The organism is Alphaproteobacteria bacterium LSUCC0684, assembly GCA_041228335.1.
Lineage (GTDB): Bacteria > Pseudomonadota > Alphaproteobacteria > Puniceispirillales > UBA1172.
On the sequence record CP166130.1, the window covers coordinates 1,833,504 to 1,854,199 of the forward strand.

Annotated in this window: 16 protein-coding genes; 10 read left to right on the forward strand and 6 right to left on the reverse strand. The window is 58.9% G+C overall.

All coding sequences use genetic code 11. The features are described 5' to 3' along the window. Positions 1 to 66: 66 nt before the first annotated feature. The gene (locus AB8880_08775) at positions 67 to 537 is read left to right on the forward strand and encodes a RidA family protein (protein ID XDZ65016.1); all 471 of its coding nucleotides are present in this window, start codon (positions 67 to 69) and stop codon (positions 535 to 537) included. 50 nt (positions 538 to 587) lie between these two features. After that, complete coding sequence (locus AB8880_08780) at positions 588 to 1,775, forward strand: GNAT family N-acetyltransferase (protein XDZ65017.1); 1,188 nt, start codon at positions 588 to 590, stop codon at positions 1,773 to 1,775. A gap of 37 nt (positions 1,776 to 1,812) precedes the next feature. Here the strand turns inward: AB8880_08780 and clpA are convergent, their stop codons facing one another. Both clpA and clpS read right to left on the reverse strand, forming a co-directional pair. Further along, complete coding sequence (gene clpA, locus AB8880_08785) at positions 1,813 to 4,170, reverse strand: ATP-dependent Clp protease ATP-binding subunit ClpA (protein XDZ65018.1); 2,358 nt, start codon at positions 4,168 to 4,170, stop codon at positions 1,813 to 1,815. A gap of 4 nt (positions 4,171 to 4,174) precedes the next feature. Then, positions 4,175 to 4,501 (reverse strand): ATP-dependent Clp protease adapter ClpS, encoded by a 327-nt coding sequence (gene clpS / locus AB8880_08790; GenBank protein ID XDZ65019.1) that lies wholly within the window; start codon positions 4,499 to 4,501, stop codon positions 4,175 to 4,177. Between the two features lie 272 nt (positions 4,502 to 4,773). On the opposite strand from clpS, the gene AB8880_08795 reads away from it, so the two are divergent. The 3 genes from AB8880_08795 (at position 4,774) to AB8880_08805 (ending at position 8,162) form a co-directional block, all read left to right on the forward strand. Then, a complete protein-coding gene (locus tag AB8880_08795) occupies positions 4,774 to 6,021 on the forward strand; it encodes a D-alanyl-D-alanine carboxypeptidase (GenBank protein ID XDZ65020.1) in 1,248 nt (415 codons plus the stop codon). A gap of 194 nt (positions 6,022 to 6,215) precedes the next feature. Beyond that, positions 6,216 to 6,773 (forward strand): LexA family protein, encoded by a 558-nt coding sequence (locus AB8880_08800; GenBank protein XDZ65021.1) that lies wholly within the window; start codon positions 6,216 to 6,218, stop codon positions 6,771 to 6,773. Between the two features lie 51 nt (positions 6,774 to 6,824). Then, entirely contained in the window at positions 6,825 to 8,162 is a 1,338-nt protein-coding gene (locus AB8880_08805) for a Y-family DNA polymerase (protein XDZ65022.1), read from the forward strand. A 21-nt stretch (positions 8,163 to 8,183) separates the two neighbouring features. On the opposite strand, the gene AB8880_08810 is transcribed toward AB8880_08805, so the two are convergent. Beyond that, entirely contained in the window at positions 8,184 to 9,356 is a 1,173-nt protein-coding gene (locus tag AB8880_08810) for a M20 aminoacylase family protein (GenBank protein XDZ65023.1), read from the reverse strand. 270 nt (positions 9,357 to 9,626) lie between these two features. On the opposite strand from AB8880_08810, the gene AB8880_08815 reads away from it, so the two are divergent. Genes AB8880_08815 through AB8880_08830 form a run of 4 tightly spaced genes read left to right on the forward strand, consistent with a single transcriptional unit; the run spans position 9,627 to position 14,954 of the window. After that, positions 9,627 to 10,922, forward strand: coding sequence for a sarcosine oxidase subunit beta family protein (locus tag AB8880_08815; GenBank protein XDZ65024.1), 1,296 nt, complete (start codon positions 9,627 to 9,629; stop codon positions 10,920 to 10,922). A 27-nt stretch (positions 10,923 to 10,949) separates the two neighbouring features. Then, on the forward strand, positions 10,950 to 11,312 hold the full coding sequence (locus AB8880_08820; GenBank protein ID XDZ65025.1) for a sarcosine oxidase subunit delta: 363 nt from the start codon (positions 10,950 to 10,952) through the stop codon (positions 11,310 to 11,312). Further along, positions 11,309 to 14,350 carry a sarcosine oxidase subunit alpha family protein gene (locus AB8880_08825; GenBank protein XDZ65026.1) on the forward strand — a complete coding sequence of 1,014 codons (3,042 nt, stop codon included), beginning with the start codon at positions 11,309 to 11,311 and terminating at the stop codon, positions 14,348 to 14,350. Before AB8880_08820 ends, AB8880_08825 begins: the two co-directional genes overlap by 4 nt. Then, entirely contained in the window at positions 14,343 to 14,954 is a 612-nt protein-coding gene (locus AB8880_08830; protein ID XDZ65027.1) for a sarcosine oxidase subunit gamma, read from the forward strand. Before AB8880_08825 ends, AB8880_08830 begins: the two co-directional genes overlap by 8 nt. An 84-nt stretch (positions 14,955 to 15,038) precedes the next feature. On the opposite strand, the gene AB8880_08835 is transcribed toward AB8880_08830, so the two are convergent. The 3 genes from AB8880_08835 to pdxH all read right to left on the reverse strand — a co-directional run bounded on the left by AB8880_08835 (position 15,039) and on the right by pdxH (position 19,865). Further along, entirely contained in the window at positions 15,039 to 16,589 is a 1,551-nt protein-coding gene (locus AB8880_08835) for a trimethylamine methyltransferase family protein (GenBank protein ID XDZ65028.1), read from the reverse strand. Between the two features lie 37 nt (positions 16,590 to 16,626). Next, a complete protein-coding gene (locus AB8880_08840; GenBank protein ID XDZ65029.1) occupies positions 16,627 to 19,065 on the reverse strand; it encodes an FAD-dependent oxidoreductase in 2,439 nt (812 codons plus the stop codon). 212 nt (positions 19,066 to 19,277) lie between these two features. After that, positions 19,278 to 19,865, reverse strand: coding sequence for a pyridoxamine 5'-phosphate oxidase (gene pdxH / locus AB8880_08845; protein XDZ65030.1), 588 nt, complete (start codon positions 19,863 to 19,865; stop codon positions 19,278 to 19,280). A 214-nt stretch (positions 19,866 to 20,079) separates the two neighbouring features. Between pdxH and AB8880_08850 the strand changes: the two genes are divergently transcribed. After that, the gene (locus AB8880_08850; protein XDZ65031.1) at positions 20,080 to 20,625 is read left to right on the forward strand and encodes a hypothetical protein; all 546 of its coding nucleotides are present in this window, start codon (positions 20,080 to 20,082) and stop codon (positions 20,623 to 20,625) included. Positions 20,626 to 20,696: the final 71 nt, after the last annotated feature.

Consider the following 20,696-nt stretch of genomic DNA (forward strand, 5'->3'; position numbering starts at 1 on the left):
GAACCGGCCTTAATCTGCGGCATCTGAACACCTGGCCCCGGGCCAGACACGAAAAGGAGAATAATCGTGGCAGGAAAAATCGACGCGCGCCTGGCTGAGCTCGGCATCACCCTTCCCGATGCACCGGCACCGGCCGCCAATTACATCCCGTATGTCATTACCGGCAATCTGGTGATCATTTCAGGCCAGATTCCCATGGAAGCCGGCGCGCTGGCCGTCACCGGCTATGTCGGTGATGGCAAGGTGACCGAAGATCACGCCGTCACCGAAGCCCGCAAATGCGCCATCAATCTCCTGGCGCAACTGAAAGCCGCCACCGGCGGTGATCTTGACCGGGTGAAGCGGGTGGTCAAACTGGGCGGTTTCGTTGCCTCCGCACCTGATTTCACCAGCCAGCCAAAGGTGATCAACGCCGCCTCTGACCTGATGGTCGAGGTCTTTGGCGAGGCCGGACGCCATGCCCGGTTCGCCGTAGGCTCCAGCGCCCTGCCGCTCGGCTGTGTTGTTGAAATCGAAGGCATGTTCGAGATCGACTGAAACCGGCATGACGCCATTGCACCTGACCGCTGACGGCTTACATTCTGTCTATGGATGATGAGATCAATTCCGCGGACGCGGGCACCGTCAACTGGACGATTACGCTGAACGAAAGCATTCACGCGATCCCGGCCGAGGACTGGGATCGTTGCGCGCGTTCTGACAATCCCTTGCAGAGCCATGCCCTGCTGGCGGCGATGGAAGACAGCAGCTCGGCGGTTGCGGATACCGGCTGGCTTCCCCGGCATATCAGCCTTGCCGATCCGGATGGCCGCATCCACGGGGTGATGCCGCTTTATCTCAAATCCCATTCCTACGGCGAATATGTCTTTGACCATTCCTGGGCCAATGCCTGGCATCAGGCAGGCGGTGCCTATTACCCGAAAGCTCAATCCGCGATCCCCTTCTCCCCGGTTCCGGGGCAGCGGTTGATGGTCGAGAGCCCCTATCCGGCCGAAGCCTTCGCCGCCCTTGCGCAAGGGGCGATGGAAGCGGTGGAAGCCATGGGTCTTTCCTCGCTCCATGTCACTTTTCTGAGCGAAGACGAATCCCGTCGGCTTGCCACGCTCAACCCGGCCTGGATCAGGCGCACCGGCCTGCAGTTTCACTGGCATAATCAAGGTTATGCTGATTTTGAGGATTTCCTTGGCCGGCTTTCGTCACGCAAACGCAAGACCCTCCGGCGTGAGCGGCGCGACATTGCGCTCCGCGGGATCAGGATCCATCGCCTGACCGGCGATGATCTCCGGGCCGATCACTGGGATGCGTTCTACCGGTTCTATCTTGCAACCATCGACCGGAAATGGGGCGGTGCCTACCTCACCCGTGATTTCTTTGACCGGATCGGCGCGACCATGGCCGATAAGGTGATGCTTTTTCTGGCGGAACATGATGGGGAAATGATCGCCGGCGCGCTGAACTTCATTGGCAAGGATACGCTTTACGGACGCAACTGGGGGGCGGTGGCGGATATCCCCTTCCTTCATTTTGAAACATGTTATTATCAGGCGATTGATCTTGCCATCGAACTCGGGCTTTCCCGGGTTGAAGCAGGTGCCCAGGGGCTGCACAAGGTCCAGCGCGGTTATCTGCCCGTCATGACCTTCTCGGCCCATTACCTGAAAGATGAGGGGTTTGCCCGCGCCGTGCGCGAATTCACCAGCCGCGAAAGCCGCCAGATCCAGCGCGAAGCCGATGCGTTGAAGGGATGGTCTCCCTATCGCAACAGCGAAGACTAGGGGGGAATCGCCACCCCAAGGGCTCACCCCAAAAGGCTCAGGCTTTGGCTGATGCCTTCGCTTTTGATCTGCCTTTCGATGCCGGAGCTTTGGCGGATTTGTCTTTCGGCGTCTTGCGGGACGGGGTTTCGCTTTCAGCCGCGGTGACCACCAGCCCCGGAATATGGCCATCTTCTTCCGGCGGGGCTGTTTCGACCATGGCAAGACCGCCATCGGTCAGCCGCCCGAACAGCAGCTCTTCGGCCAGCGGCTTCTTGACATGTTCCTGCACCACCCGGCCAAGCGGACGGGCACCATACGCCGGATCATAGCCACGTTCCGCCAGCCAGTCCCGCGCGCCATCGCTCAAGGTGATGGTCACGCCGCGATCCGCGAGCTGGGCTTCGAGCTGAAGGACGAATTTATCCACCACCATCCGGACGATTTCCGGTGCCAGATTGGCAAAGGGAATAATCGCATCGAGACGGTTCCGGAATTCCGGCGAGAACGTCTTTTCGATGGCTTCGGTATCAGCCCCGGCATTGACCCCGCGATTGAAGCCGATGGCCTGTTTGCTGAGCTGCGCGGCACCGGCATTTGTCGTCATGATGATGATGACGTTGCGGAAATCGATCGTCTTGCCGTTATGGTCGGTCAGCCTGCCGTTATCCATGACCTGCAGCAGAAGGTTGAAGATATCGGGATGAGCTTTCTCAATCTCATCGAGCAGCAGCACGGCATGGGGGGTCTGGTCCACCGCATCGGTGAGAAGGCCGCCCTGATCAAAACCGACATAGCCGGGAGGGGCACCGATGAGGCGTGAAACCGAATGACGTTCCATATATTCGGACATGTCAAACCGGATCAGATTGATCCCGAGACTGTCGGCCAGCTGGCGTGCAACTTCGGTTTTGCCGACACCTGTCGGCCCGCTGAAGAGGTAGTTGCCGACGGGCTTTTCCGGCTCCCGCAGCCCGGCACGCGAAAGCTTGATGGCCGAAGCCAGCGCCACGATCGCCGCATCCTGGCCATAGACCATGCGCTTGAGATCTGTTTCAAGACTGGCCAGCGCCTGACGATCATCACGGCTGACGCTGCGTGGCGGGATTCGTGCCATGCTGGCAATCGTCGTTTCGATTTCCTTGGCCCCGATGATCTTCTTGCGGCGCGAAGGCGGCAACAGCATCTGCGCCGAGGCCGCCTCATCAATGACGTCAATCGCCTTATCGGGAAGTTTGCGATCCGTGATATACCGCGCCGAGAGATCCACCGCCGATTTCAGTGCGGCATTGGTGAAGCGGACATCATGATGCTCTTCGTAGCGAGATTTGAGGCCGGCAAGAATTTTCACCGTATCGGCGATGCTCGGCTCATTGACATCGATTTTCTGAAACCGGCGGGACAGGGCGCGGTCCTTTTCAAACCAGCCGCGAAATTCCTTATAGGTGGTGGAGCCGATACAGCGCAGGCTTCCTTCCTGGAGCGCAGGCTTGAGCAGATTGGAGGCATCCATCGCGCCGCCGCTGGTGGCACCGGCCCCGATAATCGTATGAATTTCGTCAATGAAGAGAATGGCCTGATCGTCTTCAGCCACCTGCTGCATGACGGCTTTCAGCCTTTCCTCAAAATCGCCGCGATAGCGCGTGCCTGCCAGCAGCGCCCCCATATCGAGGGAATAGATGCGGGCATCAGCCAGAACTTCCGGCACGTTGCCTTCGGCGATTTTCCTGGCCAGACCTTCGGCAATCGCGGTCTTGCCGACACCACTGTCGCCCACCAGAAGAGGATTGTTCTTGGTCCGGCGGCAGAGCACCTGAATGGTCCGGTCAACTTCGGCGCTGCGCCCGATGAGCGGGTCAATCCTGCCGTCAAGTGCCTTGGCGTTGAGATCGACGGCATAGGTTGAAAGCGCATCCTGCTTGCTGTTGATCTCATCACCGGTGGCCTCGGCGCCATCGGGGACGGATTTCTCGCCACTGAAAGCGGGGTTCTTGGCAATACCGTGGCTGATATAGCTGACGGCATCAAGCCGGGTCATGTCCTGCTGCTGCAGGGCCCATACGGCATGGCTTTCACGCTCGGCAAAAAGCGCGATCAGAACATTGGCGCCGGTGGCAACATCCCGGCCGGAGGACTGGGTGTGGATCACCGCCCGCTGCAGCACCCGCTGGAAACTCGTGGTCGGCTGTGTCTCCCCGTTGCTGCCGGCAATTCCGGACAAGGTATCGTCAATATGACGGCTGAGCTCATCCTTGAGCTGGGCGATATCCACATCACAGGCGGCCAGCACTTCAACCGCGTCGCTGTCGTCGGTGAGCGCGATCAGCAGATGCTCAAGCGTGGCGAATTCATGGCCATTGCTGGACGCCAGATCCATGGCGCGGCGGAGGGTTTCTTCAAGTTCCTGCGATAACATGGTGTTATTCCTTTTCAAGCTGCAATTGCAGCGGATGCTGGTTCTTGCGTGCCAGTTCCATCACCTGCGTTGCCTTGGTTTCGGCAACTTCATAGGTATAGACCCCGCAAACGCCGACCCCGCGCTGGTGAACATGGAGCATGATATTCGTGGCTTCCTCCTGGGATTTGCGGAAGAATTCCTGGAGCACCAGAACAACAAATTCCATGGGCGTGTAGTCATCGTTCAACATGATGACCTTATACATGGCCGGTTTTTTCGTTTTCGGCTTCGCCTTGGTGGCAAGGCCGGTTTCCGGGCCACCTGCCTTGTCGTTGTCATCACTGCCCATGCATGTGCTCCCTGACACAAAAAGTCCTGACCTGAGCTTCGAATGATTTGTCTTACCTGAATTATATTGGTATTTCTTTGATCATTAAAACCCCTAAAGGTGTCAAAATTATCTGTCCGGCGGCAGTATGCCGCGCCCGGGCGATACCCGAAGGGAGCGGTGCGACACAAAAGATGTGGTATTGAGATGATCTCTTTGACACATGATATGGTATTGGTGTATCATTTCCGCGTATGTTCGGGGGGCGCCATGAACGATCAAGGTATGTCGTCGTGAAACGTCACCTGTTCTTCCTCCCTGTTTTGTTCCTACTGGCTGTGGTGCTCACACCACAGCCTTCTTTCGCCAAATACGCCTCGATTGTTGTCAATGAGACCACCGGCAAGGTGCTGTATTCCCGCAACGCCGACAAGAAACTTTTTCCCGCCTCGCTCACCAAGGTCATGACGCTCTACCTTCTTTTTGAGGAACTCGAAGAAGGCCGGATCACGATGAATACCCGCATGAAGGTCAGCGGCGTGGCGGCGGGACGTTCGCCGTCGAAACTCGGCCTCCGCGAGGGCTCCACCATCAGGGTCGAAGATGCCATGTTTGCGCTGATCACCAAATCCGCCAACGACGTGGCTACCGTCATTGCCGAACATCTGGCGGGCACGGAACGAAAATTTGCCAGGCGCATGACACGCAAGGCCCAGGCGCTCGGCATGACACGGACAAATTTCCGCAACGCATCGGGCCTGCCGCATTCCAAGCAACATTCCACCGCCCGGGACATGGCCAGGCTCGCGATCGCCATCCGCAAGGATTTTCCGCAGTATTTCCCCTATTTCAAAACCCAGACCTACACATGGAAGGGCAAGAAGTTCAAAAATCACAATACCCTCTTGCGCAGCTTCAAAGGCGCGGATGGAATCAAGACAGGCTACACACGGGCATCCGGATTCAACCTGATCGCGACAGCGGAACGAAACGGCACGCGGCTTGTCGGCGTTGTCTTTGGTGGACGCACCGGCCCAAGCCGCGACAAGCACATGAAATACCTGCTCACGAAAGAGTTCGATGCCCTGCCGCGTTTCGAAAAGCCTGTTATCCGGCAGGCCCGGGCTCCGGCGAGGCCTAAACTGCCTGCACCGCCGCCAAAGCCGACCATTGTTGCGCTGGCCGAGGTGAAAGAGACGAAAGCCAGTGTTTCTGTTCCTGCCCGCAAACCTGAAACGGATTTACCGCCCCTGATCGACCCGGCCCCGACCGAAGCCACCGCCGAGCCAAGCTCCTGGGGTATTCAGATCGGCAGTTTTTCAAAGCGCTACAGCGCGCATGTCGCCGCCCGCAATGCCCGCCGCGTGGCTGATGAGATCATTCCCCTCCAGCCCGCGCGATTAAGTGAAGTCCGCTACGGGGAAGTGACTTTCTGGCAGGTGCAGTTTGTCGGGTTTGATGAAAACGACGCCCGGGCCGCCTGCGTGATCCTGCATCGTTCGGGCATGGCCTGTATCGTGGTGCCGTCCTCGCTTGCCTGAAACAGACGGTGACGATCTTCAACCTGCTGATCCCTCATCGGCTGATCTCATCCGGCTGGCATCCCGCCTGATTTTTTCTGCCGCAACGACAGAATCTTCTTGCAAGATGAATACTGTTCGGTATTCTATTAGAAATTGTTTATACGCAGACCTTACCCATGGTCTTTTCCTACGATTAGCATACGGAGTCTGTCATGACCATTTCTTCTTCCGCTGATCCGTCAGCCCCCCGCAAGAGCAAGAGAGGCGGTGCCCGCCCCGGCGCCGGGCGGCCGAAGGGCCAGGGGCCTTACGGCGAAGCCACCAAACCTGTCCGCATCCCCATCAGCATGGTGGATAATGTGCTGAACTATATCAACAAGGGCAGTCATGCCCTGCCGTTGTTCAGTTGTGCGGTGGCGGCCGGGTTCCCTTCACCGGCGGATGATCACCTCGAAGGCAGCCTCGACCTGAATGAGCATCTGATCAAGCGTCCGTCGGCGACCTTCTTTGTCCGGGTCAGCGGCGATTCCATGATCAAGGCAGGCATTCATGAAGATGATATCCTGGTGGTGGACCGCAGTCTTGAGCCGCGGCATGGCAAGATTGTCATCGCCGCCATCGATGGCCAGCTCACCGTCAAGCGGCTTCATCGCAAGGGCAGCCAGACCCTGCTCATGCCGGAAAACGATGCCTATGCCCCGATCGCCGTTGCCGATGACAACGACATGGTGATCTGGGGGGTGGTGACCAGCGTCATCCATCAGGTCTGATCTGCCCCGTTCTTCCGGGTTTCATCTTCACTCACTGCGCCGGATTGCGCCATGCCCTGCTACGCTCTTGTTGACTGCAACAACTTCTACGCTTCCTGTGAGCGGGTGTTTCAGCCCCGGCTCATCGGCCGGCCGGTGGTGGTGCTGTCGAACAACGATGGCTGTATCATCGCCCGATCCGATGAAGCCAAGGCGCTGGGCGTGCCCATGGGTGCCCCGCTCCATGAATACGAGTCGTTGCTGAAGCGTCACCAGGTGGCGGTGTTCTCATCGAATTACGCGCTTTACGGGGATATATCGGCCCGGGTGATGGATCAGCTCACCTTCTTCACCCCGGATGTGGAAGTCTACTCGATCGATGAGGCCTTTCTCGGCCTTGACGGGTTCGCCCCGGCCATGCTGCCGGATCACATGCGTCATCTCCGCCGGTCAATCCGGCAGTGGACGGGCATCCCGGTATCCGTCGGGGTGGCGCCGACCAAGACGCTGGCCAAACTCGCCAACCGGATTGCCAAGAAATACACCTCCGATGGCGTTTATGTCATGGACGACCCCGGGTTGATGACCCGAATCCTCGGGGATATCGACGTTGAGGATATCTGGGGGATATCGAAACGCTGGGGGGCACGGCTCCGGCAGATGGGCATCGGCACCGCGCTCCAGCTCAGGCAGGCCAGCCCACGCCAGATCCGGCAGGCACTGTCGGTGGTGGGGGAACGCATCGTGCATGAACTCAACGGCCGGTCCTGCCTCGAGCTTGAAGAGGTTCAGCCACGCAAGACCATCATGTCCTCACGCAGTTTCGGCACCATGATCAGCGATAAGGCCAGTCTCGAGCAGGCTGTTGCAAGCCATACCGCACGGGCGGCGGAAAAGCTCCGGCGACAACGCTCCCGTGCCGGGGGCATTTACGTCTTCATCCGCACCAACCGCTTCCGCCAGCAGGATCCGCAATACAGCAACGCCGCCATGGTGGGGATGGATGAAGCCACGAGCGACACGGCCCGGCTTATCCAGGCAGCGATGGGCGCGCTCCGGCATCTGTGGCGGCCCGGTTATCGCTATCATAAAGCCGGTGTCATGCTGACCGAACTGGTGGATGATCACGGCGATCAGGCAAGTCTCTTCCGGACAAGCCTCTATGCCAGCGGACGGGACATGGCGGCCGAACGCCAGGCCAGCGATCGCCGCATGGCGGCCCTTGACCAGATCAATACCGCCATGGGTCAGGGAACGCTGTTCCATGCCGCCGAAGGCCTCACCCCCAGGGGCCGTCACGATAAAACCCGCCACCACCTCATGCCGAAAGCCGAACGCTGGCGCATGCGATCGCGGTTCAAGTCACCTGCCTACACCACCCGGTGGAGTGATCTTGTCCGTGTCCGCTAGGGCGCGGCGGCAGGGGCGCGGCTATCCGCGGGGCAGTTCGGTTTCCACCAGACGCACCCAGTAGCTGGCGCCAAGTGGCAGCAGTTCATCATTGAAGTCATAGCCGGTGTTATGCAGCATCGCGCCTTCGCCACCGCCGCCAGCGCCAAGCCAGATATAGGCCCCGGGCTTTTCTTCAAGCATATAGGAGAAATCTTCGGAAGCCATGGACGGCGGCGCATCGAAAATCACGGCATCAGGGCCAAGCACTTCTTCGGCGATCCGGGCCGCGCGCTCGGCTTCGGCCGGATGATTGATCGTGGGCGGGTAGCCGGCCTCCCAGTCAAAGGTCATGCTGCAGTCATGGGCGGCGGCGATGCTTGCCGCGAGATGACGGAGCTTATTCTGGATGAAGGCCCCGGTTTCGTGGCGGACATAGCGTGCCGTGCCGACTATCTCTGCTGTATCGGGAATCACGTTATGGGTGGAGCCGGCGTGAAACTGCGTGACCGAAACAACGGCCGGATCAATCGGGTCTATCCGGCGTGAGACCAGTGTCTGCATCGCCTGCACGAGGGCAGTGCCGGTGACGATCGCATCAAGCGTTGTATGCGGCATGGCGGCGTGACCACCCCGGCCTGTCAAGGTGATGGTGAACATATCCGCCGCCGCCATCGAAGGCCCGCGCTGCACCACCATCTTGCCGACATCAAGACCAGGCCAGTTATGCATGCCCCAGACCGTTTCCATCTTGAACTGCTGAAATATCCCATCGTCAATCATGGCCTTGCCGCCGGCGCCGCCTTCTTCGGCAGGCTGAAAGATAAGCGCAACCGTGCCGTCGAAATTCCGGGTTTCAGCGAGGTATTCCGCCGCCCCCAGAAGCATCGCCGTATGACCGTCATGGCCGCAGGCATGCATCCGTCCCGGGTTCTGCGAGACGTGTTCAAAACTGTTTTCTTCGGTCATCGGCAAGGCATCGATATCCGCGCGCAGGCCGATCATGCCCGACGAGCTTCCCTGCCCCCGGATAATCCCGATCACGCCGGTTTTACCCATGCCCCGATGGACTTCAATCCCGAAAGAGGCAAGTTTTTCAGCAATGAAATCCGAGGTCCATTGCTCCTCATACCCGAGTTCCGGGTGCTGATGCAGCTCACGCCGCCAGGCGGTCATTTCATCGTGGCGATCCGCGAGGGTATTGAGAACAGGCATAAACGCTCCTCTGATACGGTGGCATGCCGGATAGCTGGCACGGGATAATATACTCCTCCCGGATGATCTTGTCCAAGCCGCTGCCGCACCTTCCTGATCTGGCCAAATTGTCGCAATACTGCCACCATCTGGCAAGCTGTGCTAAAACATGCAAAATATATGTCGGAAGCATGAAAACCCGTGTCGTTGCCAAGATAGGGAAAATTCCGGCTTTCGGTCACATTACGTCCATATTCCGGCAGGAGCCGGATCAACAGGGGAGATGGCTTCATGGCTGAAACACCGAACAGGGGTGCACGCGGTCTTCCGGGTGGCAAGCCGAAATATTCGATTTTCTCGCTGGCGCGCAACGCCGCCTCCTATCATCAGGACTGGCAGCGGGCATGGCGCGCCCCTGAACCCAAGGCGGAATATGATGCCGTGATTGTGGGCGGCGGCGGCCACGGCCTTGCCACGGCCTATTACCTTGCCGCGGTACATGGCATGACCAATATCGCCGTGGTGGAAAAGGGCTGGCTCGGCGGCGGCAATACCGGCCGGAACACCACCATCATCCGTTCCAACTACATGTGGGATGAAAGCGCGGCCATCTATGATCACGCGCTCAAACTCTGGGAAGGCATGTCGCAGGACCTGAACTTCAACGTCATGTTCAGCCAGCGCGGCGTGCTGACCATCGCCCATAGCGAACACGAGTTGCGCGAAATGTCGCGGCGGGTGCATGCGATCCGGCTCAACGGCATCGACAGCGATGTGCTCGGCCCCGCCGAGATCAAGGCCTTTGTGCCGACGATCAATATCGACCCGACGATCCGTTATCCGGTGATGGGCGGCTTCCTCCAGCGCCGGGGCGGCACCGCGCGTCACGACGCCGTTGCCTGGGGTTATGCCCGGGCGGCCGATGATCTGGGTGTCGATATCATCCAGAACTGCGAGGTCACCGGCCTCCGCCGCAAAGCCGGACGGATCGAAGGCATTGAAACAACACGCGGGTTCATCAAGACACCCAAGGTGGGATGCGTCGTCGCCGGGCATTGCTCGGTGCTGGCGGCGATGGCGGATATCCGCCTGCCGATTGCCAGCCGCCCGCTGCAGGCCCTTGTATCCGAGCCGATCAAGCCGGTGCTTGATACGGTGATCATGTCGAACGCCGTGCATATGTATATCAGCCAGTCCGACAAGGGCGAAATGGTGCTCGGCGCCGGGGTGGACAAATACAATTCCTACGCCCAGCGCGGCTCCTTCCCGGTGCCGGAACACATGATCGCGGCCGCGGTTGAGCTCTTCCCCATTCTGTCGCGCCTCAGGATGCTGCGTCACTGGGGCGGTATCGTCGATACATGCCCGGATGCCTCGCCCATCATTTCCAGAACAGAGGTGAACGGGCTCTATTTCAACTGCGGCTGGGGGACCGGCGGCTTCAAGGCGACGCCTGGCTCCGGTCATGTCTTTGCCGATCTCATTGCCAATGACCGCCCCAACGCGATTGCGGCGCCCTATTCGCTGGACCGGTTCCAGACCGGGCTCCTGATCGATGAACATGGCGCGGCCGGTGTGGCCCATTAGAACCTGATGGCTTGAAGGGAGTTTGCGATGCTGCTGATCACGTGCCCTCACTGTGGCGAACGCGACGAAGTTGAATTTACCTGTGGCGGGGAGGCCCATATCCTCCGGCCTCTGGCTGAAAACGCCATCACCGATGCCGAATTTGCGGATTATCTGTTCCTCCGGGAAAACACCAAAGGCGTGTTTCTGGAACGCTGGCGCCATGCCGCCGGATGCCGCCGCTGGTTCAACATGGCAAGAGATACCGTGACCCATGAGATCATCGAGATCTATCCCATGGGGGCGCTGCCTCAAAGCGAAGCTGGCAAAAAAGCCTATGAGATCAACTGGCGCCGCAAGACCGCGGCGGAAGCTGCCGCAAGACCTTCCGGCAAAGGGAAGAAAGCATGATGAAGAGATCAACACTGAACGCGGGTTCCATGCGCCTTCAATCCGGTGGGCGGATCAATCGTGATCGGCTGATCCCCTTTACATTCGATGGCAGGACCTATGCCGGTTTCGAGGGCGATACCCTCGCCTCGGCCCTGCTTGCCCATGACGTGCATCTGGTCGGGCGCAGTTTCAAATATCATCGCCCGCGGGGGATCATGTCGGCGGGCAGCGAAGAGCCGAACGCGCTTATCCGTCTCGGCGAAGGGGCACGGATTGAACCAAACCTCCGCGCCACCCAGATTGAGCTCTACCCCGATCTGAAAAGCGAAAGCCAGAACAGATGGCCATCGCTGCATTTCGATATCGGTGCGATCAATTCGTTTTTCCATCGCCTGCTTCCGGCCGCTTTCTATTACAAGACCTTCATGTGGCCCGCCAATATGTGGATGACCTATGAGCATTTCATCCGCCGGGCGGCCGGCCTCGGCAAGGCGGCAACCGATCACGACGATCCGGACAGGTATGAGAAAACCCACGCCCATGCCGATGTGCTTGTTGCCGGTGGCGGCGCAAGCGGATTGATGGCTGCACTGGCAGCGGGGCGGGCGGGGGCGCGCGTCATTCTCGCCGATGAGCAGAACGAGTTCGGCGGCTGGCTTCTTTCTGAAACCGACACCGCGGTTGACGGCAAGCCGGGCGCGGACTGGGTTCAGGAAATCACCGCCGAGCTTTCCTCCCTGCCAAATGTCACCCTGCTGCCACGGACGACGGTCTTTGCCTATATGGACCACAACTACCTGACGCTGATGGAACGGGTGACCGACCATCTCGGCGCAACCCCGGCGCATCTGCCGCGGCAGCGCCTTTGGAAGGTGCGGGCCGGAAATGTCGTGCTGGCCCAGGGCTGCCATGAACGGCCGCTTGTTTTCGGCGGCAATGATCTGCCCGGGGTGATGCTTTCGGGTGCTGTCCGCAGTTATGTCAACCGCTACGCTGTTGCCCCGGGGCGGCGCGCGGTGGTGGTGACGAATAACGATGATGCGTATCGCACTGCCCTTGCGCTGGCTGATGCCGGGGTCTATATCCGCGCCATCATCGACATGCGCCCGGCGCCCGGCACGTCGCTCGTTACCGAAGCGATCCGTCGCGGGATCGATGTTCATACCGGCCATGCCGTGCTGGAAGCGGTGGGCAATCATCGGGTCAGCCGCATCAAGGCTGCCCGCATCAACCCCCGCACCGCCGAAGTGGACGGGGACATGTTCTATATTGACTGCGATCTGCTCGCCATGTCCGGCGGGTTCACCCCGATTGTCAACCTGCACAGCCAGGCCCGCGGCAAGCTTTCCTGGAACGAAAAGCATCTCTGCTTTGTGCCGTCGACCTACCATGAAGCCGCGCAGTCCGTGGGGGCATGCAACGGCACGTTCGACCTTGCCCGGGCGATGGATGAAGGCGCCAAAGCCGGTGCCGCGGCCGCGGAAAACCGGGGATTTTCCGGCCATGTTCCTGCCTGCCCTGCGGTTGAAGCTCCGGCGCAGGAATACACGCCGCAAGCGCTCTGGAAAGTTCCGACCGATGCCAGTCCGGGCGCCGGGCCCAAAGCCTTCATCGACTTCCAGAACGATGTCACCGCCAACGATATCAAACTGGCTGTCCGCGAAGGATATCATTCGGTGGAGCATGTCAAGCGCTACACCACCAACGGGATGGCCACCGATCAGGGCAAGACCTCGAATATCAATGCCCTCGGGATTATCGCCGATCAGCTGGATGACGAGATCCCCAATGTCGGCACGACCACCTTCCGTCTTCCCTACACGCCATCGTCCCTCGGGGCGATTGCCGGGCGGGATATCAAGAATCTGTTCGATCCCATCCGCCTCACCCGCATGAATGAATGGCACGAAGCCCAAGGCGCGAGGTTTGAGCATGTCGGTCAGTGGATGCGGGCCTGGTACTACCCCAAGCCCGGGGAAGACATGAAGGCTGCCGTCAACAGAGAGGTGAAGGCCGCCCGCACCACCGCCGGCATCCTCGATGCCTCGACCCTCGGCAAGATCGATATCCGCGGCAAGGATGCCGCCGAATTCCTCAATCGCGTCTATACCAACGCCTGGCTTAAACTGCCCGTGGGCAAGTGCCGCTATGGCCTGATGCTGAAAGATGACGGCATGGTCATGGATGACGGGGTGACATCCCGGCTCGGGGAAACTCATTTCCATATGACCACCACCACCGGCGGGGCCGCAAGGATGCTGGACTGGCTTGAGGAATGGCACCAGACGGAATGGCCGGAACTTGAAGTCTATATGACCAGCGTAACCGAACAATGGTCGGTGGCCACGGTCTCAGGGCCGAACGCAAGATTGATCCTCGAGAAAGCCGGATGTTCCGTCCCTCTCAGCGATGAAGCTTTCCCGTTCATGTCCTTCCGTGAAGGGACAATCTCGGGCCTGCCGGTACGGATCTTCCGCATTTCCTTTACCGGCGAGCTCAGTTTTGAGATCAACACCCCGGCCCGGCTCGGCCTTGCCTTGTGGAAAAATCTCATGGCCGCCGGCGAGGACCATGGCCTGACCGCTTACGGCACCGAAGCGATGCATGTATTGCGGGCGGAAAAGGGCTTCATCATTGTGGGGCAGGAAACCGATGGATCGGTTACCCCCCATGATCTCGGCATGGACTGGATCATTTCCAAGGCCAAGGCCGACTTCATCGGCAAACGCGCGCTGGAACGTCAAAGCATGAGTTTCACCAACAGAAAACAGCTGGTGGGACTGGTTACCGAAAACCCCGAAGAGGTCATACCCGAAGGTGCCCATGCCGTGCTTGACCCGAACGAGCCCATGCCCATGACCATGCTCGGGCAGGTGACGTCATCCTACTACTCCCCCAATCTCGGGCATTCGATCGCAATGGCCATGCTCAAGGGCGGCCATGCGATGAAAGGCCAGACCGTCTGGTTCCCGATGATTGATGGACGTCCACCTATCAAGGCCAGGATTACCGATACGGTTTTCTATGACCCCAAAGGAGAAAAGATCAATGGCTAACCTCAGGAATATTCCCGGGCAATCCGCCCTGCGCGGCCTGCCAGAAACGAGCGCGCCTTGCCTGGACGGCTCGGCTGGCGCAACGATCATCCGCGATACCGGGGTGAGCGACAAGATCAACCTGCGGGCCTCGCCGGATAACATGGCTCTTCGTCGCGCCGTCAAGCGCAGCGTCGGCACCGATCTGCCCCTTGATGCAAACACCTTTGCCGCCGCCGGTGACCGCATGGTGATCTGGCTCGGCCCGGATGAATGGATGATCATGGCGGAAAACGGGGCGGCGCCATCGATCATCGCCGAATGCGACACGCCCGAGGCCGGGCACGTTGCCGCGACCGATGTCAGCGATGCGATCGGTGCGGTGACCATGAAAGGCCCGCATGTGCGGGCGGTGCTGGCCAAGCATTGCGGGCTGGATTTTCACCACGAAGCCTTCACGCCGGGCATGGCGCAGCAGAGCCTGCTTTCCCATGCCGGGGTGACGATTGCATGTCTCAAGACAGATTGTTTTCTTGTCATCGGGCGGTCAAGCTTCATGCCCTATATCGTGGCGCTGATGCAGGATGCCTCCATCGAATTTGGTTTTGATTATCACGCCGCCTGAATGGGGCCAGCCCGGATTCTGGCCCATATCAGAAAAAAACCGGGGCAATGACCCCGGTTTTTTGTGGCCGCGATTATCGGCAGATCAATATTCGGCGTCAGGCAACTCTTCCATGCGCTTGGCCTTGAACGCCTGCAGGGCCTCATCGATTGCCGGGTCAAGCGCCGGGGCCTCGTATTCGGCCAGCATCTGCCTTGCCTTGTTTTCCGCCCTTTTCGCGCTTTCGATATAGCCTTCGGAACTCCATTGCTCAAAGGTGTTGTTATCCGCCATTTCCGACCGCCAGAAAGCGTTTTCAAAATTGGCCTGGGTATGGCTTGAACCGAGGAAATGCTTGCCCGGGCCGGTTTCACGGATAGCATCCATTGCCTGGCCGTTTTCAGAGATATCAATACCGCCCACCATGCGTCCCATCATGGTCAGCTGATCGGCATCAAGGATGAGTTTGCGGAAGTCAGAAACAAGCCCGCCTTCCATCCAGCCTGCCGCATGGAGCACGAAATTCACCCCGCCAAGGACCGTCGGCGTGATCGTATGCGCGCTTTCATACGCGGCCTGGGCATCGGCGGTCTTGGCTGCTGTCAGCGATCCGCCGGAACGGAAAGGCACCCCGAGACGGCGGGCAAGCTTGGCGCATCCATAGAGCACCATGGCAGGTTCGGGGGTGCCGAAGGTCGGCGCGCCTGTCTGCATCGACATCGATGAGGCAAAAGAGCCGAATATCACCGGCGTGCCGGGATTGATGAGCTGGGCAAAGGCAATTCCGCTCATGGCTTCGGCCAGTGTCTGGGCCAGCGTGCCGGCAACCGATACAGGCGACATCGCCCCGGCCAGGATGAACGGCGCGGTGATCACCGCCTGCCCGGTCCGGGCATAGGCCTTGAGGGCGCCAAGCATCGTCTCATCCCAGGTCATCGGGGAATTGGCGTTGATCAGGCTGGTCATCACCGCGTTCTGATTGACGAAATCCTCCCCGAAGAGAATCTTCGACATGGCGATGCTGTCTTTGGCCCTCTCCGCCGAGGTCACCGATCCCATATAGGGTTTGTCGGAATATTTCATATGCGTATAGATCATCTCGAGGTGACGTTTCGGCACCGGCAGATCCACCGGCTCACAGACCGTGCCGCCGGAATGATGCAGGCCGGGATGCATATAGACGATTTTCACGATATTGCGGAAATCCTCGATCGTTGCATAGCGGCGCTCACCTTCAAGATCACGGATGAAGGGCGGGCCATAAACCGGGGCGAAAACCGTGTTGTTTCCGCCGATCACCACCGATCTTTCAGGGTTGCGGGCATGCTGGGTGAACTCGGACGGAGCTCTTTTGCATAATTCCCGGCACATGCCGCGCGGGAAATGGACGCGCTCACCTTGGACATCCGCCCCGGCATCTTTGAGGATGGCAAGAGCTTCGGGATCATCCTTGAAATCAATGCCGATCTCTTCGAGGATGGTCTCGGCGTTGTTTTCAATGATCTCGGCGCCTTCATCGGAAAGCACATCAAACACCGGCATGTTGCGGGTGATATAAGGCCTGGACATGGCCCCTGATGCAGCACGGATGGCACGGCGGGCATCTCGACCACCTCCACGGCGGGAACGACGTTCAGTTTCTTTTGCTTCGGTCATGATATGATCCTGTCTGATCGTTTTCTGTTAGACTGCTTCAGGCTTTCAGCCGCTCGTTTTCAGGGTCAAACGGGCTTTCAGGAATTATTTCCGCTTCATACCTTTTGCCGAGAATATCAATCTCAAACCGGGTGCCTTCCGCATCAAGGGCGGGCGGCACCATGGCCATGGCAAGCGATTTGCCGATCCGGAACCCGTAATTGCCGGATGTCGCCCGGCCGACCATCTCCCCATTGTGATAGATCGGGTTGCCGCCAATGGCATCGGCGTCATCAACACCCCTGACCTCAAGCGTCACGAGGCTGTTGGCAAAACCTTTCTGCTGCCAGGACACCAGATTATCCCGGCCGATGAAATCACCCTTGTTGGGATGAACAAAGCGTTCAAGATGGGATTCAAGGGCGGCGTATTCGATCGAAAGTTCGGTGCCGACCATGCGGTAGGATTTTTCTATCCGCATGCAGTCCATGGCCCTGATGCCAAACGGCTTCAGCCCCAGATCACCCCCCGCTGCCATGAGGGTATCGAAAATATGATTCTGGCACTCGATCGGGTGATGGAGCTCCCAGCCAAGCTCACCGACGAAATTGACCCGTGCGGCAAGGCTCGGGGCATGGCCGACATTGACCCATTGCGATGAAAGCCAGGGGAAGGCCTCGTTCGAGTAATCAAAGCGCGGCGATACCCGCTCCATCAGCGTCCTTGCCTTTGGCCCTGCCACCACCAGCACGCCCATGGAATTGGTCAGATTCTGGAATTGAACCGAACCGTCTTCGGGCATGTGCTTGCGGATCCAGTCATGGTCCACGCTCTGTAGCGCACCGGCGGAAACGACATAGAAGGACTGGTCGTTTTCGCGGATGATGGTGAACTCGGAATGCACTCCGCCCGATGGCGCCAGCGCATGGCAGAGATTGACCCGGCCAACCTTTTTCGGCACGCGATTGGCGATGAGATGGTCAAGGAAGGCTTCCGCGCCGGGGCCTGAAATGCGCGCCTTGGCAAAGGCGGACATATCGAGAAGGCCGACATTTTCGGTGGTGTTGCGGACTTCATTGCCGACATGTTCAAACCAGTTGGACCGCCGGAAGGACCAGTGATCTTCCCGGGCAACACCTTCGGGCGCAAACCAGTTGGCACGTTCCCAGCCGAATTTCTGCCCGAATACCGCGCCAAGATCCTTCAGCCGGTCATAAGAGGGTGCTGTCCGCAGCGGACGGGCGGCTTCACGCTCTTCATCCGGATAATGGATGGTGAAGACATTGGCGTAAGCTTCCTCGTTCTTGGTGATGAGATAGCTTTCGGTGGCGTAGGAGCCGAAACGGCGCGGGTCCACCCCGGTCATGTCGATGGTGGGCTCGCCTTCCACCATCCATTCCGCCAGCTGCCAGCCAGCACCGCCGGCGGCGGTCACGCCGAAGGAATGGCCCTCTGAAAGCCAGAAATTGCGCAGGCCCGGCGCCGGACCGATGATCGGGTTGCCGTCCGGGGTATAGGCTATCGCCCCGTTATAGACACGTTTCACCCCGACCTCACCGAAAACCGGCACCCGCATCATCGCGCTTTCGATATGCTGTTCGATCCGCTCAAGATCTTCCTGGAAAAGTTCGTATTCGGAATCCTCGCTCGGCCCGTCGATGTAACAGGCAGGCGCGCCGCTTTCATAGGGGCCGAGGATCAGCCCGCCGGCTTCCTCGCGCAGGTACCAGCCGTTATCGCTGTCACGCAGAACCCCCATTTCCGGCTCACCCGCGGCGTGGCGTGCCTTGATCTCGGGGTGAGGTTCGGTGACGATATACTGGTGCTCAACCGGAATGACCGGCACATTGAGCCCCACCATGGCGCCGGTCTTGCGGGCGAAATTGCCGGTGCAGGAGACAATATGCTCACAGGTCACCGTGCCCTTGTCGGTGACGACTTCCCACTCACCGGATGGTGTCTGGTTGATGGCGGTCACGGTGGTGTTACGGTAGATCGTGGCGCCGCGATCCCGGGCTCCTTTTGCCATGGCCTGGGTCAGATCCGCCGGCTGGATATATCCATCGCCGGGATGCTGGATCGCGCCAAGAAGGCCTTCGGTGTTGCAGAGGGGCCAGACTTCCTTGACCTGATCAGGCGTGAGCCGCCTGACCTCAACCCCGATCGTATCAGCCACCCCGGCATATTGCATATATTCGTCCCACCGGTCGGGGGTGGAGGCAAGACGGATATTGCTGACATTGCGGAAGCCGACATTCATGCCGGTCTCTTTTTCCAGTTCCTGATAGAACCTGACCGAATACTTATGCACCTGACCGACGGAATAGGACATGTTGAACAAGGGCAACAGACCGGCCGCATGCCAGGTCGAGCCTGATGTCAATTCCTTGCGCTCAATGAGGATACTGTCCGTCCAGCCTTTCTTTGCCAGATGGTAGAGCATGGATACCCCGACGACACCGCCACCGATCACAACAGCACGAGCCTGCGTTTTCATCAATCATCTCCCTGATGCCAAAACATGGCCGTGGAACCCCACAGCGAATATATCTGAATTGAGCCTATTTTATAAATTTCAGGCCTTAAAAAGCGTCCATCAAGCGACCAAATCCGGCCTAAAAAAGCATCACCCGCCTGCCGATTGCCGACATTCCGGACCATTTGACCAGAGAGATGGCGTTGGGCGGCCAGGTCCCGGTCAACCTTCCTTCAGGGATAGAGGCGCGCCGAGGTCCAGCCATCGCCTTCTTTCAGCATCCGGAAACGGTCATGCAGCCTTGATTCCCCATCCATCCAGAACTCGAATTCATGGGGGGTCAGCCTGTACCCGCCCCAATAGGGCGGCCGCGGCGGGGCCTCAGGATAGGTGTTGCCGAATTCCTCAACACGGCCCGCAAGCACCTCCCGGCTTTCAAGGGGTTTTGACTGATCCGATGCCCATGCCCCGATGCGGCTGCCATAGGGGCGCGAATGGTAATATTCATCCGAAAGCGCCTCTTGAAGACGGCTGACCGCACCCACCAGCCTGATCTGCCGGCGCAGGGATTTCCAGTGAAAACACATCGCCGCCTTGCCGGTTGCGTCAAGCTCTCCAGCCTTGCGGCTGGTATAATTGGTATAGAAATGGACCGAATGATCATCACGGCCCTTCATCAGCACCATCCGCACCGAGGGCCAGCCCTTATCGGAAACCGACGCCAGCGCCACGGCGTTCGCATCATTCGCCTCGGATGCTTCGGCATCCTTCATCCAGCTGTCCAGGAGCTCAAAGGGGTTTTTTCCGCTTGGGTCGAACATGATACTGCCTCTCTTCTTCCTCTTATATACATAATAGCCGAAGATCAGGATAGCACCATCGGTTCCGGCTTTCCTGAAATGGCAAAAGGACGCAAGGCAACCGCTTGACGCGACAAAGATGCCTTAAACCTATCCTTAAGGATATTGTCTTATGATTGCCATAATCCCCGGACATAATGCATAATAAAGATGGCTTCTAACAGTGGAGAAAACCATGCGACGGACACTTGCTGCAATGACTTGCGCCATGCTTTGCTTGCCCGGCATTGCCGCGGCAAACCAGACAACCGTGACCACGGTTGTCGGATATGTTGACAGTGTTGAGGTGCTGACCTCTTCTTATATCCGCAAAACCCCGGCCGAAGAAAAGGTCTGCGGGGTTGAAGAGGTGCCGATCTATGCCGGCCAGGAAGAAGATAGCGGCATTGGCGGGCTCATCATCGGCGGGCTGATCGGCTCGGCGGTGGGGAATGCTGCCAGCGACAAGGATGGGGCTGGCACCTTCGGTGCCGTAACCGGGGCGCTGATCGGCCATGATCAGGCCAAAAAGAACTCCAAGAAGGGAAAGATCGTCGGCTATAAACAGCAGGACGTCTGTACCATCCGCCAGGTTGTCCGTGAAGAACGGATCGAAGAGATCAGCGGCTACCGGCTGAAGATCAGCGTCGATGGCGAACATCTGACCCTGAAAAGCAGCCGCAGCTACAACGCCGGCGACAGCATCAGCATTCGCAAGCAGACCACCTATTCGATCAACTAGAATAGGGGGGGAAAGCTGACCCTTGCTGACACCGCCGGGGCGGTGTAGATTGATTTTGTGAAATTATCGAT

Coding starts and splice junctions, on each gene's coding strand:
- AB8880_08820 (XDZ65025.1), top strand. CDS start 10,950: ATGCTGCTGATCACGTGCCCTCACTGTGGCGAACGCGACGAAGTTGAA.
- AB8880_08800 (XDZ65021.1), top strand. CDS start 6,216: ATGACCATTTCTTCTTCCGCTGATCCGTCAGCCCCCCGCAAGAGCAAG.
- clpA (XDZ65018.1), bottom strand. CDS start 4,170: ATGTTATCGCAGGAACTTGAAGAAACCCTCCGCCGCGCCATGGATCTG.
- AB8880_08850 (XDZ65031.1), top strand. CDS start 20,080: ATGCGACGGACACTTGCTGCAATGACTTGCGCCATGCTTTGCTTGCCC.
- pdxH (XDZ65030.1), bottom strand. CDS start 19,865: ATGTTCGACCCAAGCGGAAAAAACCCCTTTGAGCTCCTGGACAGCTGG.
- AB8880_08815 (XDZ65024.1), top strand. CDS start 9,627: ATGGCTGAAACACCGAACAGGGGTGCACGCGGTCTTCCGGGTGGCAAG.
- clpS (XDZ65019.1), bottom strand. CDS start 4,501: ATGGGCAGTGATGACAACGACAAGGCAGGTGGCCCGGAAACCGGCCTT.
- AB8880_08825 (XDZ65026.1), top strand. CDS start 11,309: ATGATGAAGAGATCAACACTGAACGCGGGTTCCATGCGCCTTCAATCC.
- AB8880_08840 (XDZ65029.1), bottom strand. CDS start 19,065: ATGAAAACGCAGGCTCGTGCTGTTGTGATCGGTGGCGGTGTCGTCGGG.
- AB8880_08780 (XDZ65017.1), top strand. CDS start 588: ATGGATGATGAGATCAATTCCGCGGACGCGGGCACCGTCAACTGGACG.
- AB8880_08810 (XDZ65023.1), bottom strand. CDS start 9,356: ATGCCTGTTCTCAATACCCTCGCGGATCGCCACGATGAAATGACCGCC.
- AB8880_08805 (XDZ65022.1), top strand. CDS start 6,825: ATGCCCTGCTACGCTCTTGTTGACTGCAACAACTTCTACGCTTCCTGT.
- AB8880_08830 (XDZ65027.1), top strand. CDS start 14,343: ATGGCTAACCTCAGGAATATTCCCGGGCAATCCGCCCTGCGCGGCCTG.
- AB8880_08835 (XDZ65028.1), bottom strand. CDS start 16,589: ATGACCGAAGCAAAAGAAACTGAACGTCGTTCCCGCCGTGGAGGTGGT.